Below are 14,493 nucleotides of genomic sequence, written 5' to 3' on the forward strand. Positions count from 1 at the left end.
CTTGAGCGGCGTGCACAAGCAGCGGGCTTATTCGACACGCGAATCAAGACTGCGACGGTCATTACAAAACCGTTCTATTCCTGACACACGCTAGTCGACGCCCTGCGATGGGGCATTGGTTAAATGGCATTAATACTTTGGTGCTAGAGGCCTCTGCAATCAGCGTTTCAACCACGCAGCTATTAGCCTCGACGAGATTCAAAACGGTGGGAGCGAGCTTGCTCGCGAAGGCGTCGTGTCAGCTTGCGGATACTTTTCCGCCCCCCGCCTTCGCGAGCAAGCTCGCTCCCACAAGGACCTGCAGGGTGCGCAAAACCGCGTCTGACCGATCAAGCAGGAAATGCAGCAAAACGATCTGTTTTTCAGCTTGTTGAAGATTTTGGTACGTCTTGTGCAAACGTTTGCGCAATGGCAATTCCAGCGTTTTCGTAACAAAACCGTACAAGCCCACGGAATCCGGGCCCTGATCCGCAAAAAAAGGACTTTGAATGCCCATCGCATGCCCTTTTCGCGCACCTTTCCCGTGCACGCTCGCTGTTTCCCTGCTACTGACCGGCGTTACCGGACTTCTCAGCCCCAGCGCTCTGGCGCAACCGGTCGCCAAGGAAGAATCCGCCCAGGGCGAAGCCCTCAGCCCCGAAGCCAGCCCGCCGAAAAAAGGCGCGTACCTGTCGGACTGGTACAACCAGGACCTGATGTTGATCGGCAGCAAGGACATCAGCTTCGGCCCGCAACCGGCCGACGACATCTATCTGGAATACGAGTACTTTGGCCGCAAAGGCCCGTTCGAGTTATACGGCTACATCGACATCCCGAAGATCTTCAACATCGGCAACAGCCACGATAAAGGCGTGTGGGATCACGGCTCACCAGTGTTTATGGAGCACGAACCGCGCATCTCCATTGATTACCTCGCCGGCCGCAGCCTGGCCATCGGCCCGTTCAAGGAATGGTATGTGGCGTTCGACTGGATCTATGACCACGGCAGCCGCAAAGAGAACCGCGCCAACACCCTCTACAGCGGTTTCGGCACCGACATCGACACCCATTCGCGGGTCAATCTGTCGGCCAACCTGTACGGTCGCTATCAGTGGGAAAACTACGGCGCGAGCAACGAATATTCGTGGGACGGCTATCGCGCGCAACTGAAGTACATCGTGCCGATCGACAAATTCAGCAACGGCGCTTCACTGACCTACATTGGTTTCACCAACTTCGATTTCGGCTCGGACATCCACAAGGACAACCCTGCGCGCACGGCCAACGCAACAGTGGCGACCAACGTCTTGCTCTACTCGTTCACTCACTTGCGCTTCACCCTGGTCGGCCGTTATTTCCACAACGGCGGCAACTGGGAAGACGGCAGCGAGCTGAATTTTGGCGACGGCAATTTCCGCGCACGTTCCAACGGCTGGGGTTACTACGCCGGCGTCGGTTATCAGTTCTGAATCAAGGAGTTTTCCATGCAAGCAATGATGCGTTTGACCCTGGCCGGTGCGGCCCTGCTCTCCTCCACCGCGTGGGCCGCCGAAGCACCGATGCAGCCGAAAGTCGTGCTGATCACCATGTTCGCCCCCGAGGCGCAGCATTGGATCGATCGCCTGGAGCTGAAGCAGGAAATCCGCGTGCCGGGCCTGTCCGCCGAGTACCCGAGCATCCGCTGCAACACGCAGCAGGTGTGCCTGCTGACCACCGGCATGGGCCAGACCAACGCCGCCGCCTCGACCCTGGCCTTGGCCTTGTCGCCGAAATTCGACCTGCGCAAAAGCTACTTCCTGATCGCCGGCATTGCCGGGATCAGCCCGAAGCACGGGACCATCGGCACCGCTGCATGGGCGCACTATCTGGTGGAGTTCGGCACGCAATGGGAGATCGATTCGCGCGATGCACCGTCGAGTTGGCCGACCGGCTACCTGGGCATCAACACCAAAGGCCCGAACGAAAAACCACCGTTGGACTACAAGACCGAAGTCTTTGAACTCAACCCGAAACTGCAGGCCAAGGCGTTCGCCCTGAGCCACAAGGTCGAGCTGAGCGAAAGCAGGGAATCCGCCGCGTGGCGCCTGAAATACCCGTCGGCCCCGGCCAATCAACCACCGGTGGTGACCCGTTGCGACACACTGGCCGGAAACACCTGGTTCTCCGGCACGCGCTTGAGCGAACGGGCCGAGGTCTGGACCAAGTTGTTGACCGATAACAAGGGCGAATACTGCACGACGCAGCAGGAAGACAACTCCACCTATGAGGCCTTGCTGCGTGCCAGTCGCGAAGGTCTGGTCGACGTGCAACGTCTGGCCGTGGTGCGTGCCGGCTCCGATTTTGATCGTCCAGAGCCGGGCGGCAGTGAAGTGGACAACCTGCTCAAGTACGCCGATCAGGGCGGCTTCGTGCCGGCGCTGGAGAACCTCTATCGCGCGGGGAATCCGCTGGTGCAGGACATCCTGAAAAACTGGTCGGCGTGGGAAAACGGTGTCCCGCAATCCTGAGCCCGACACCGATCTACTGTAGGAGTGAGCCTGCTCGCGATCGCGGTGTGTCAGTTGATACATGGGTGACTGATACACCGCGATCGCGAGCAGGCTCACTCCTACAGGGGTTTTGCGGTGTTTCAGGGGATGAGGATGACCTTGTCACCGCTGCCCTGATTCACATCGGCGTAGCGCGCCAGGCCTTCGGCCAACGGCGCTTCGACCAACCCTTGCGGCAACGGCAGCAAGCCTTCATCAAAGAACCGCCCGAACTGCTCAAGCATCGCCGCACACGCTTCAACGCCATACAACAACGAATTGATCCCGACCACCGACCCGCCCTTGCGATACAACGCCAGTGCCGGCAGTTGCACGTGCCCGTCCACCGGCGCGGCGATGATCGCGATCCGGCCGAAGGTGGCCAATCCCGCCACCGACGCTGGCAACCAGAAACCGGTGGTGTCGAAAATCACATCGGCGCCGCCGCGATACACCGCGTTGACCTGCGCGCCGAGGTCTTCGGGTTTATCCAGCTGGATCGTCTGATAACCCTGCGCCTGTAACTCCGCCACCTGCTCCGGGCGGCGCGCCGCTGCCAGCAACTGCGCACCACGCACTTTCGCCAGGGCCAATGCCGCCGAGGCCACCGCACCGCCACCGATCACCAGCAAACGTGTTTCAGCCGTCACCAGACTGCGTTCCAGCGCATCCCACGCCGTCGTGTACGGCACGCCGAGGCTGGCGGCTTGGGTGAAACTCAGATGCGAAGGTTTGTGCGCCACGCCATTGGTCGACAGTTTGACGAACTGCGCATGGGAGCCGTCGGCAAAAAAGCCCAGCTCACGGCCAGTGCCCCAGACTTCCTGACCGATCAAGGCCTGCGGGCCTTCGACAACGACACCGGCAAAATCTCGACCGGGAATCCGTGGCAGCGTGGTGTAGGGGAAACGACCCAGGACGTTTTTCACATCACTGGGATTCAGGCCGGCAGCCTTGATCTGCACCAGCACTTCGTCGGCGCTGGGTACCGGAGTCGGCACCTCGACGTAGCGCAAGGAAGACAGATCGCCGGTTTTATCGAATTGCAGTGCTTTCATGGGGACATCCACCGAAGGAGAAAAAGAGTTCAGGACAGCCAGCCCGTCACCAGTTGCCGGCCCATCGGCCATAACTGTTCACCGGCAAGCATGCCGAGCAAACCGACCAGTGCGATGGCCGGTGGCGCCGGGGAACGGAAATCCAGCGCGCCATACAGCAGGCCGACGCCCAGACCGATGGCCAGTGAAATCAGGTAGTTCATGGGGAGGAACTCCGCCGTTTGAAGGGAATGGGCAGAGTTTAGGGAACCGGCGGGGATGGCATCGGCCAAGGACTTCTGAATTTCGGACAAGTATCGGATGCACACCACAGAACCCTGTGGGAGCGAGCCTGCTCGCGAATGCGGTGTGTCAGTGAAGGATGAGTCAACTGATCCACCGCATTCGCGAGCAGGCTCGCTCCCACATTGGATCTGCGCTGGTTTGATTAATCGTGTTCCACTGCAAATTGTGAGGGCGCCACGCCAAGTTCGCGGCGAAACATGTCGCTGAAACTACTGGGTGAATAGCCGAGCTCCCGGGCAATCACACTCACCGCCACGCCCTGAATCAGTTCCGCCACCGCCGTCGCCAACTGCACCTGCCGCCGCCACTCAGCGAAGCCCATGCCGAGGCTGTCCTTGAACAACCGCGCCAACGTGCGCACGCTGGCCCCGGCATTTGCCGCGTGCTGCTCGAACGGAATCTCCAGCGACGGCGCTGCCATTACCGCCTGGCACAGGTTCATCAAACGCCGATCAGAATCATCCGGCATCGGGATCTTCAACTGTGAACGCCTGGCGCGTTTGAGTTCCAGCAAGGCCAGCCCGACCAACGCCTCGTAGTAGGCCGGTTCACCACTGTCGCCCTGCTCCACCAGCCCGACAATCAACTCGCGCAGCAAACCACCGACCTCAATCACCTGCACCGTCTGATCCAGCGTCGCCGCCAGCGCCGGACGCAGGTAGATATTGCGCATCTGCAAATCCGACACCACCCGAATCCCGTGCGGCACCCCCGGCGGCAACCACACCGCGCGCTGCGGCGGCACCACCAGCGCTTCGTGCGGGGTCTCGACCCACATCACCCCGCTCATCGCATACAGCAACTGCCCCCAGACATGCTCGTGCGGCTCGATAAACAAGCCGCGCGGATACGTGCGTGCCAGCGGTTGCACGGGCACATCGGTATCGCTGAGATCGGGCGGTGCGGCAAGGGCCATGGCGAGCATTCATTGGGGTTGGCGGGGAAACCATGGTAACCAGTGCGCCACGGCGTCGCCAACGATAGAGACCGTCGGACAATCCGAATGAATTTTCCCGGTGCGCCGCGATCCCTCTAATACTACAGGGAGGAATACGGGCTTTATGAACAACGCAAAACTCTATGTCATCGAATACACCCTCCACGGCACGCCCAAGTCCTTCATTATCCGCTCGGACAAGATGGACAATGTCGAGGCGTGGCACTGGGCGAGCTGCGACGCCGGCGTCGGTCGCATCCCGCGCTTTGGCCGTGAGAAGGTGCAGAAGACCAGCAAGCCGATGGCAGAAAAATTCGGCGTGGAAAACGTCGTGTGGCGACCGACCAGCTAAGCTCAGCCTGGTGATCGGCATCATTCGGGGGAATGCACCATGACCAACATCAACAGCCCGGCGCATCTGGACTATGGCCTTGATACGTTGTTCGGGCGTATCACCAAAAGCGTGGATTGCCGCGTTGGGCTGGAGGCGGTCGTAGATGATCCGTATCGCTTTGCCGTGCGAGTGCCAGCACCGCTGCCGGAGGATCTTGACCAGGCGAAAACCGTGGTGGTCAGGGTTGAAGGCCGGCGGCTGCAAGGTACGGTGCGGCATACCGAACGAATGGACGATGAAAGTCTGAAACTGGAAGTGGAGCCTGATTAGGCTCCACTTTTTTATGCGTCGTTCGTCATCCGTGGGCGCATTTACAGCCCTTGGTAGAGCATTCCGCACCGTTCTCATGATGATGGGCGCAAGCCTCGCAGCAAAAATGCTTGCCATGACGCACGACCGGATGCTCGCCGAGCTTGCAATTGCATTTAGGGCAGTCACAGGTTTTATCAGGCATGGGACAGACTCCTTGGGTGGTGGTTGTCTGGGGCTTGAAGGGCAAGCCGTAATACCCAGTGTAGGAGCTGCGGCAGGCTGCGATCTTTTGATTTTGTTTGGGATTGGGGGCATATCCGTTGCTGCGGGTGTTGCCGCTGGCGGTTTCGCTCTTACAGCGACTCACTTTTCCAGACGCCGAAAAGTAAGCAAAAGGCTTTGCCCCTGGCGTACGGCACTTCGCTGAGGCTCAGTGTTCCCTCGCTACGGTGTCCATCCGGGGGCATCGCCTACGGTTTGCTTCGCTGCACCTCCTCTCGATGTATGCGGCTACGCCGCACGGCGCTGCGCGCCTAACCCCCGGATGAACACCTCCGCTCGGCCTGCCGATGGGGCAAAAGATCAAAAGCCGAAGCAAGATCAAGAGCCAGATCAAAAGCCCCTCACCCTAGCCCTCTCCCGGAGGGAGAGGGGACTGATTGAGGTGTTTGGGAGAGCTACGCCGACGTGCGATACCGCGTTGAACTCAGGCTTTGAAAAGCACCCAAATCAGCCCCATTTCCTTCCACTACCGGAGGGAGAGGTGACTGATTGAGGTGTTTGGGAAAGCTTCGCCGACGTGCGATACCGCGTTGGACTTAGATTCTGAAAAGCCCACAAATTGGCTCCCTCTCCCTCGGGAGAGGGCTGGGGTGAGGGGCAGCCCCACCACAGAATCAAAGCCGAACACGCTGTTGCTCCTCACCACTCAACAGGATGAGCGTTAGCTCGGCTGCAGCTCTTGATCTGTAGGGCGACGTCGGAAGGCTGAGTGGAGGGATTGATCCGGGCGTGGGAGCGCAGCGACCGTTTGGCGCAGCCAAACACAGCGGGAGTAGGTGCAGCGAAGCAAACCGGAGACGCTGCGCCCGGATCGATCCCGCAGCGAAGGAACCCCGAGCCCCAGCGAGCGGGCCGCACGTAGGAGCAAGCGTTTTTTTTGCTTACTTTTTTTAGGCGTTTGTAAAAAAAGTGAGTCGCCGTAAGGGCGAAACCCTAATCAGCCGTTACCGCAGCAATGGATATGTACCCAACTCACCCAACCCGACGCGAACTGCTCCTATACATAAACACCAAAGCCAACCCCAAACACCCCATCGCCAAAATCCGACTGGAAGAAAGCTCAATCGCCGGATTCCCCAGCCAGCCAAAATTATCAATCAACATCCCCATGCCCAACTGCCCGACAATCACCGCCACCGTCGCCACAGCCGTCCCCACCACCGGCACCGCCCCGACCATCACCATCATGTAGACCACACCAAACAGCGCCCCGGTCAACTGCCACTTCGGCACATCCAAAAGACTCACCGCATGCGCCGGCTCAAAAAACAAAATCAACAACCCGGTCGACACCGCACCGACAACGAATGTCAGCAAACTACTGCGCAACACCCCGACGCTCTCACCCAAACGCCCGTTGATCGCCGCCTGCACACTCAACACCGCACCGGCCAACACCACCACCGCCAACAAAATAACCAGACTCATCACTCACCCCCGCGCAATCAAAACAAGTGCCGCCACAATCAACCCCAACGCCAGCCACCGCTCGGCATTGACCTTCTTGCGCGTCGCGCCGAACCAGCCGAAATGGTCGATCAACACACTCTTGCCAACCTGCCCGGACAGAATCGCGATCATGGTCATGGCAATGCCGATATGCGGCGTGGCCAACGTCAGCACCACTACATACATCGGCCCCAGAAACCCGCCAATCAACTGCCAGCGCGGCAGATCCGTCAGTGCCGGGCCTTTTTGCGGACCGGCGAACAACAGCAGTAAAAACAGAATCGCCGAGCCGACGCCAAAGATGCTCAAAGTCGCCCACAGATGCCCGACCTGCACACCCAAAGGACCGAGCAACCCCGCCTCCACCGACAAGCCCATGCCCGCGATAATCACCAATGGCAACAGCAACAAGCGCAGCCCTGATTTCGTCGCCGGTGCACTGACACTCACCTCATCCAACGTCTGCATAAACAACATTCCACTCAAGTAAACGATGGCGCGGATTATCGACTGGCGAAGCTGTGCGATAAATGGGAGCATCCTGACAACACTTTTGCGTAACTCGCACAGCAGGATGATATGCACGGGCTTAACGAACTCGGATTCAAAGCGCTAAGGCTGTTTGTGGCGGTGCTCGATCACGGCAGCTTTTCCGAAGTAGCCCGCCGTGAAGGCGTGGCGCCCTCCTCGATTTCCCGGCAGATCCAGTTGATGGAACAGGCGCTGAATCAGCAATTGCTCTATCGCCACACCCGAGCGGTGACGCCAACCGAAGCCGGGCGCATGCTCGGTCACCATGCGCGGCTGGTGCTGGTGCAACTGGAGGAAGCCGAACAGGCGCTGCAGGAACAGCAAAGCGAACCCACCGGTCTGGTGCGCATCAACGCCCCGGTAGTATTCGGTCAGCGCCATCTGACGCCGTGGTTGGGGAAGTTGTGCGCGCGATATCCGAAGCTGCAACTGGATATCCAGCAGACCGACCATTACGTCGACCCGTTGCAGGAAGGCGCCGACCTGTTGTTCCGCATCGGCCCGCTGCACGATTCGAGCATGCAGGCACGGATTCTCGCGCCGCATCGCTTTCAGGTCGCGGCGAGCCCCGCGTATCTCGAGCGTCATGGCACCCCGCAAAAACCTGAAGATCTCGCGCAACACCAGTGCCTGGCCTACAAAGGCGCGACCGGCCAGCAGCGCTGGTTTTTCCGCCGCGATGGCGAGGACTGGACGCCCTATTCGGTGAAAGGCCCGATCACTGGCAACCACGCCGACACCCTCACCCAAGCTGCTGAACAGGGTTTGGGGCTGGTGATGTTTCCGTCATGGCTGATTGGTGAAGCGGTGCGCGACGGTACGCTGGTGCCGGTGTTGGGGGAGTATCAGGTGTCGAACAGCCTGGAGCCGCAGCAGATTGCGGTGTTGTGGCCGGGGAGCCGCAGGTTGTCGGTGAAGGTGCGGACGGTGATTGATTTCTTTGTCGAATGTTTTGGTGAAGTGCCCTATTGGGATCGTCCCTGAAAACTGAAAATCAAAAGCCCCTCACCCTAGCCCTCTCCCGGAGGGAGAGGGAACTGATTGGGGGATATTGCAGGTATGCACCGACCTGAAATCTCTGCTGTGAATCCATAATCGACTCGATTTCTCAGGTCGATGTATGGCGCAAGACAACTCGGTCAGTCCCCTCTCCCTATGGGCGGTCCGACGTTTCGGGAGGGCTAGGGTGAGGGGCTTTTCAAGCGGTCAAATACGGAACTGACCCACGAGTTTGCCCAGTCGCTGCCCCAGTTCCGCCAAACTACGCGAAGTCTGCGCACCCAACTGCGTCTCATCGGCCACGCTGTCCACCGCCACCGCAATCTGATGCACGCTGCGGTTGATCTCCTCCGCCACCGCCGTCTGCTCTTCCGCCGCACTGGCAATCTGCGCGTTCATCGAGTTGATCGTCGCGATCAACTCGGCCATTGCATCCAGCGAAGCCCCGGCCTGATTGGCCTGCTGTGAAGTGCCGTCGCCCGCCTCACTGGAACGACGCATGGCTTCAACCGCTTGCTGCGTACCCGCCTGCAAACGATCGATCATCCCCTGAATTTCCTGCGTGCTGATCTGCGTACGGCTGGCCAGCGCCCGCACCTCATCCGCCACCACGGCAAAACCACGTCCGGCCTCACCGGCCCGCGCCGCTTCAATTGCGGCGTTGAGCGCCAGCAGGTTGGTCTGCTCGGCGATCGAACGAATCACCCCGAGCACGCCGACAATCGACGTCACGTCTTGCTGCAGGCTGTCCAGCGACACGCCGCTGCTGCGAATGTCATCGACCAGCGCATGAATCTGCTTGATGCTGCCGGCCACCACGCGTTTGGCGCTCTGGCCTTCTTCGTCGGTCTGCTGAGCGGCGACGGCGGCGTTCTGTGCGCTTTTGGCCACTTCCTGCGCGGCGGCAGACATCTCGTTGATCGCCGTGGCAACCTGATCGGTCTCGTGGCGCTGACGCTCCATCGCCTGATCCGAACGCTGGGCCTGATCGGACACTTGCGTCACCAGACCGGTCAGTTGCGTGGTCATCTCGGTGATCTGCCGCACCAGGCCATGAATCTTGTCGACGAAACGGTTGAACGAGCCCGCCAGTTCGCCAAGTTCATCCTGGCTGGTGATGTTCAGGCGACGCGTAAGGTCGCCCTCACCCGCTGCAATGTCGTCGAGGTTGGCTTTCATCAGGGTCAACGGACGCAAAATGGTATTGGCCAACAGCATCCCCGCCGCCGCGATGACCAACAGCACCACCACCGCGACGCCGACGATGCTCAGCACCACGCCTTGCATACGTTCCTGCACCTGCGCTTCGACCAGCGCCACTTGCGCTTCGATGCCGTCGAGGTTGACCGACGTACCGACCGCCATGTCCCACTTCGCCAGGTATTCGGTGTAACCGAGCTTTGGCACCAGCACGTTGGCGTTGCCCGGCAGTGGCGAGCTGTATTGCAGATAGTGGGTGCCGTCCTTCGCCACACTCACCAGACCACGATTGACGTAGACGCCGTTCGGGTCGCGGTTGTCCTTGAAACTTTTGCCCACGCCTTCGGGGTCGTTGGCCTTGAAAAGGCGCACGGTCTCGGAGTCGTAGCCGAAGAAGTAGCCGTCCTTGCCGTAGCGAATGCCCGAGAGCAATTTGATCGCCTGCGCCCGCGCCTCAACGTCACCCGGCGCGGCCGCGTCGTACAGCGGCTTGATCGTGGTCATGGCCACGGCGACGTAGCTTTGCAGAGTGGCTTTGGCATCGCCGAGCAGACGCTCGCGGGTCTGGTCGACCTCTTTGTGCGCTTGCTCCTGGAGGATGAACAGCGTGGTCAGGCTGATGACCAGGGCAAAGAGCAACACCGGGAGAACGGCGAGGGAGAGGACTTTAGCCTTGAGGCTCAGGCGCATTGTGGGAGCTCACTCTTTTGGTTTTATTGGCGTGGTTAAAGGCTTTAACGGCACGTCATTACAAAAGTTGAGCAAAGGCCCCATTCCCCTGTGGGAGCGAGCTTGCTCGCGAAGGCGTCGTGTCAGTCAACCATCAAGTCGCTGATACACCGCTTTCGCGAGCAAGCTCGCTCCCACAGAAGATCGGCGGGGTTCAGAGGACCATCGCGGCCACCCAGCCAAACGCCAGCAACGGCAGGTTGTAGTGCAGGAATGTTGGCACGACGGTGTCCCAGATATGGTGATGCTGGCCGTCGATGTTCAGGCCGGAGGTCGGGCCGAGGGTCGAATCCGACGCTGGCGAACCGGCGTCGCCCAACGCACCGGCGGTGCCGACGATGCAGACAATGGCGATCGGGCTGAAGCCCAGTTGCACGCACAGCGGCACGAAAATCGCCGCCAGAATCGGCACCGTGGAAAACGACGAACCGATGCCCATGGTTACCAGCAACCCGACCAGCAGCATCAGCAACGCGCCGACGCCTTTGCTGTGATTGATCCACGACGCCGACGACTCGACCAGGGTCTGCACCTCACCGGTGGCCTTCATCACCTCGGCAAACCCGGACGCGGCGATCATGATGAAGCCGATCATCGCCATCATCTTCATGCCCTCGGTGAAGAGGTCATCGGTCTCGCGCCATTTCACAATGCCCGACACCGAGAAGATCAGGAAACCGACCAGCGCCCCGATAATCATCGAGTCCAGCAGCAGTTGCACGATGAACGCAGCAGCAATCGCCACACCGGCAATCATCAGGCTCAGCGGGTTGTACTGCACCGCCACTTGCTCGACCTGCTCGATCTTCGCCAGGTCGTATACGCGCCGCTTGCGATAGGTGATGAACGCCATCGCCAGACCGAAGACCATGCCCAGCGCCGGAATGCCCATGGCGTGGGTGACATTGATACCGCTGATGTCGACACCGCTACGGGCAACGTTGGCCAGCAGGATTTCATTGAGGAAGATGTTGCCGAAGCCCACCGGCAGGAACATGTACGGCGTGATCAGACCGAATGTCATGACACAGGCGATCAAGCGGCGGTCGAGTTGCAGCTTGGTCAGTACATAAAGAAGCGGCGGCACCAGCAGCGGAATGAACGCAATGTGGATCGGCAGAATGTTCTGCGAGGCAATCGCCACCACCCACAACAGGCCAATCAGCAGCCATTTGACGCTGCCACCACCGGTCGAGTGCTGGCGATCAACCATTGCCAGCGCCTTGTCGGCCAGCGCATGAGCCAGACCGGACTTGGCAATCGCCACGGCGAAAGCGCCAAGCAAGGCGTAGGACAACGCCACGGTCGCGCCGCCGCCCAAGCCGCTGTTGAACGCCTTGAGCGTGGCGTCGATGCCCAGACCACCGGTCAGGCCGCCGACCAGCGCGCCAACGATCAGAGCGATCACCACATGCACGCGGGACAGGCTGAGCACCAGCATGACGCCGACCGCCGCTATGACTGCATTCATTTCACTTCCTCGAAAAACACTGCGGTGGAAAACCGACCGCCAGACAGAATGAGTCCGCCAAAGCTTAACCGGCGGATTTGCAAAGAGGGTCTTATTAGAAGGGCGCGCACTGTGCCGCAGAGTGGCGGCGGTGTCAAAGCGAGCGCTCCCGGGTGCGTCAATCCGCCATATTGTGTTTCAACGATAAAGAAAGCCGAAACGCGGCCGTTACAGTGCAAAGTCTCAGATATTTATCGAATAAGGACGTCTCCATGTCGCTCAGACAACTTTCCATCCAATGGAAAATCACCCTGCTCGCCGGCCTCTGCCTGGCCGGTATCGTGACCCTGTTGGTAGGTCTTTCGCTGTATCGCATGGAGCACAGTTCTGAACTGGTGAAAGCTTCGAGCATGGAAATGCTCACCGAGTCGGCGCAGGCGCGCATCGAATCGCAAGGGGAAGTGCAGGCGGCCGGCATTCGCCAGCAGTTCATGGACGCCTATCAGTACGGTCACGGCTTCTCGCGGCAGGTGTTGTTCCTGCGCGAGCAGGCCGAGAAGCGCTTTCTCGATGCCTTCGATCTGCGCGAAGACATGACCCGACAGGTCAAATCGGCGCTGCAAGCCAACCCGGATCTGCTCGGCCTGTCGCTGGTGTTCGAAGCCAACGCGCTGGACGGCAAGGATGAACTGTTCGCAGGTCAGGCTGAACTGGGCAGCAACGACAAGGGCCGCTTCGCCCTGTACTGGTCGCAACCAACGCCAGGCAAAGTCACCTCGATGGCCCTGCCGGAAAGCGACATGGCCGACACCAGCACCGGCCCCAGCGGCCAAGCGGCCAATGCCTGGTTCACCTGCCCGCGCGCCACACTCAAGCCATGCGTGATCGAACCGTACTTCTATGTGATCGACGGACAGAAGGTGCTGATGACCAGCATCGTCTTCCCGTTGATGGTCAACGGCAAAGTCATCGCCTCGCTGTCGGTCGACATCAACCTCAACAGCCTGCAAGCGATCAGCCAGGGCGCGAGCAAAAAGCTCTACGACGGCCAGACCGCCGTGAGCATCATCAGCCCCGCCGGCCTGCTCGCCGGGTACAGCCCGGATGCCGGCAAACTCAGCCAGCGTCTGGATGCTGTCGACAAAATCAGCGGCGCCGAACTGCTGAGCAAGCTCGCCTCAAGCACCAGCGTGAGCAGCCTGCACAGCAACGGCCAGTTGAAAGTGCTGTCGCCGTTCCAGCCGATTCCCGGCGGCCCGTCGTGGGGCGTGCTGCTGGATGTGCCGGAAAAAGTCCTGGTCAGCCGCGCCGAAGCGCTCAAGCAACAACTGGACGCAAGCAACAACTCGGGCACGCTGATCGAGTTGGGCCTCGGCGTGCTGGCCGCGTTGATCGGCCTGCTGCTGGTGTGGCTGATGGCACGCAGCGTGACCAAGCCGATCCTCGGCGTGGCGCACATGCTCGAAGACATCGCCAGCGGCGAAGGTGATCTGACCCGCCGTCTGGCCTATGACAAAAAGGACGAACTCGGTCAATTGGCCGGTTGGTTCAACAAGTTCCTCGACAAGTTGCAGCCGATCATTGCCGAGGTGAAACGCTCGGTGCAGGACGCCCGCAACACCGCCGACCAGTCCTCGGCCATCGCCACCCAGACCAGCGCTGGCATGGAACAGCAATACCGTCAGGTCGATCAGGTCGCCACCGCGTCCCACGAGATGAGCGCCACTGCACAAGACGTCGCCCGTAGCGCTGCGCAGGCTGCCGAGGCCGCCAAGGATGCTGATCGCGCTACCCGTCAGGGCCTGACCGTGATCGATCGCACCACGGCGAGCATCGACACCCTCGCTGCCGACATGAGTGCGGCGATGGTGCAAGTCGAAGGGCTGGCGGCCAACAGCGAGAAGATCGGCGCGGTGCTGGAAACCATTCGCGCCATCGCCGAGCAGACCAACCTGCTCGCGCTCAACGCCGCGATCGAAGCGGCGCGTGCTGGTGAAGCCGGACGTGGATTTGCCGTGGTCGCCGATGAAGTCCGCAACCTCGCCCGCCGCACGCAAGAGTCGGTGGAAGAAACCCGTCAGGTGATCGAGCAACTGCAAACCGGCACGCAGGATGTAGTCGGTTCGATGGGCAACAGCCACCGCCAGGCTCAGGGCAGTGTCGAACAGGTTGGCCAAGCGGTGACCGCGCTGCGCCAGATCGGCGATGCGGTGACGGTGATCAGCGATATGAACCTGCAGATTGCCAGCGCCGCTGAAGAGCAAAGTGCGGTGGCCGAGGAGATCAATAACAACGTGGCGACGATCCGCGATGTGACCGAGTCGTTGTCCGGGCAGGCGAATGAGTCGGCACGGGTGAGCCAGTCGCTCAATAGCCTGGCGAATCAGCAGCAGAGTTTGATGGATCAGTTTCGCGTTTGA

General features: G+C 60.3%; 15 protein-coding genes and 2 pseudogenes. 7 read left to right on the forward strand and 10 right to left on the reverse strand.

The genetic code is table 11. The annotated features are described in order from the left end of the window. Nucleotides 1-238: 238 nt before the first annotated feature. Nucleotides 239-496 carry a hypothetical protein gene (locus tag AB4O01_RS09900; protein WP_460091545.1) on the reverse strand — a complete coding sequence of 86 codons (258 nt, stop codon included), beginning with the start codon at nucleotides 494-496 and terminating at the stop codon, nucleotides 239-241. On the opposite strand from AB4O01_RS09900, the gene AB4O01_RS09905 reads away from it, so the two are divergent. After that, complete coding sequence (locus AB4O01_RS09905) at nucleotides 489-1,448, forward strand: nucleoside-specific channel-forming protein Tsx (RefSeq protein ID WP_212621471.1); 960 nt, start codon at nucleotides 489-491, stop codon at nucleotides 1,446-1,448. The two genes, AB4O01_RS09900 and AB4O01_RS09905, sit on opposite strands and share 8 nt — an antisense overlap. Nucleotides 1,449-1,463: 15 nt before the next feature. Next, nucleotides 1,464-2,486 carry a purine-nucleoside phosphorylase gene (locus AB4O01_RS09910; RefSeq protein WP_093433881.1) on the forward strand — a complete coding sequence of 341 codons (1,023 nt, stop codon included), beginning with the start codon at nucleotides 1,464-1,466 and terminating at the stop codon, nucleotides 2,484-2,486. A 122-nt stretch (nucleotides 2,487-2,608) separates the two neighbouring features. Here AB4O01_RS09910 and AB4O01_RS09915 read toward each other — a convergent pair whose 3' ends face one another. The 3 genes from AB4O01_RS09915 to AB4O01_RS09925 all read right to left on the reverse strand — a co-directional run bounded on the left by AB4O01_RS09915 (nucleotide 2,609) and on the right by AB4O01_RS09925 (nucleotide 4,775). Then, complete coding sequence (locus AB4O01_RS09915) at nucleotides 2,609-3,565, reverse strand: quinone oxidoreductase family protein (protein WP_460091548.1); 957 nt, start codon at nucleotides 3,563-3,565, stop codon at nucleotides 2,609-2,611. Nucleotides 3,566-3,594: 29 nt separating this feature from the next. Then, entirely contained in the window at nucleotides 3,595-3,768 is a 174-nt protein-coding gene (locus AB4O01_RS09920; RefSeq protein WP_093433877.1) for a DUF1427 family protein, read from the reverse strand. A gap of 224 nt (nucleotides 3,769-3,992) precedes the next feature. Next, nucleotides 3,993-4,775, reverse strand: a complete 783-nt coding sequence (locus tag AB4O01_RS09925; protein WP_093433875.1) for an AraC family transcriptional regulator — start codon at nucleotides 4,773-4,775, stop codon at nucleotides 3,993-3,995. A 136-nt stretch (nucleotides 4,776-4,911) separates the two neighbouring features. Here AB4O01_RS09925 and AB4O01_RS09930 point away from each other — a divergent pair, with 136 nt between their 5' ends. Together AB4O01_RS09930 and AB4O01_RS09935 are read left to right on the forward strand one after the other, a co-directional pair. Further along, nucleotides 4,912-5,139 (forward strand): DUF6555 family protein, encoded by a 228-nt coding sequence (locus tag AB4O01_RS09930; RefSeq protein WP_093433873.1) that lies wholly within the window; start codon nucleotides 4,912-4,914, stop codon nucleotides 5,137-5,139. 39 nt (nucleotides 5,140-5,178) lie between these two features. Then, a complete protein-coding gene (locus AB4O01_RS09935) occupies nucleotides 5,179-5,451 on the forward strand; it encodes a hypothetical protein (RefSeq protein ID WP_093433871.1) in 273 nt (90 codons plus the stop codon). A 25-nt stretch (nucleotides 5,452-5,476) separates the two neighbouring features. Here AB4O01_RS09935 and AB4O01_RS09940 read toward each other — a convergent pair whose 3' ends face one another. From AB4O01_RS09940 to AB4O01_RS09950, 3 genes are all read right to left on the reverse strand, one after another. Beyond that, entirely contained in the window at nucleotides 5,477-5,635 is a 159-nt protein-coding gene (locus tag AB4O01_RS09940; RefSeq protein ID WP_160058743.1) for a metallothionein, read from the reverse strand. Between the two features lie 1,052 nt (nucleotides 5,636-6,687). Further along, nucleotides 6,688-7,143 carry a DMT family transporter gene (locus AB4O01_RS09945; protein ID WP_186624112.1) on the reverse strand — a complete coding sequence of 152 codons (456 nt, stop codon included), beginning with the start codon at nucleotides 7,141-7,143 and terminating at the stop codon, nucleotides 6,688-6,690. Between the two features lie 3 nt (nucleotides 7,144-7,146). Further along, entirely contained in the window at nucleotides 7,147-7,632 is a 486-nt protein-coding gene (locus AB4O01_RS09950; RefSeq protein ID WP_460091551.1) for a DMT family transporter, read from the reverse strand. Nucleotides 7,633-7,743: 111 nt separating this feature from the next. Between AB4O01_RS09950 and AB4O01_RS09955 the strand changes: the two genes are divergently transcribed. After that, entirely contained in the window at nucleotides 7,744-8,679 is a 936-nt protein-coding gene (locus AB4O01_RS09955; protein ID WP_460091552.1) for a LysR family transcriptional regulator, read from the forward strand. A gap of 222 nt (nucleotides 8,680-8,901) precedes the next feature. Here AB4O01_RS09955 and AB4O01_RS09960 read toward each other — a convergent pair whose 3' ends face one another. From AB4O01_RS09960 to AB4O01_RS09970, 3 genes and pseudogenes are all read right to left on the reverse strand, one after another. Further along, entirely contained in the window at nucleotides 8,902-9,723 is an 822-nt protein-coding gene (locus AB4O01_RS09960; protein ID WP_371748313.1) for a methyl-accepting chemotaxis protein, read from the reverse strand. Between the two features lie 84 nt (nucleotides 9,724-9,807). Continuing rightward, a pseudogene (locus AB4O01_RS09965) lies at nucleotides 9,808-10,584 on the reverse strand (cache domain-containing protein); the annotation flags it as partial. 193 nt (nucleotides 10,585-10,777) lie between these two features. Next, the gene (locus AB4O01_RS09970) at nucleotides 10,778-12,094 is read right to left on the reverse strand and encodes a Na+/H+ antiporter family protein (protein WP_093433861.1); all 1,317 of its coding nucleotides are present in this window, start codon (nucleotides 12,092-12,094) and stop codon (nucleotides 10,778-10,780) included. Between the two features lie 1,436 nt (nucleotides 12,095-13,530). Between AB4O01_RS09970 and AB4O01_RS09975 the strand changes: the two are divergent. Continuing rightward, a pseudogene (locus tag AB4O01_RS09975) lies at nucleotides 13,531-13,587 on the forward strand (hypothetical protein); the annotation flags it as partial. Between the two features lie 201 nt (nucleotides 13,588-13,788). Further along, the gene (locus tag AB4O01_RS09980; RefSeq protein ID WP_409373136.1) at nucleotides 13,789-14,493 is read left to right on the forward strand and encodes a methyl-accepting chemotaxis protein; all 705 of its coding nucleotides are present in this window, start codon (nucleotides 13,789-13,791) and stop codon (nucleotides 14,491-14,493) included.

Source organism: Pseudomonas sp. S2_E02 (assembly GCF_054668355.1).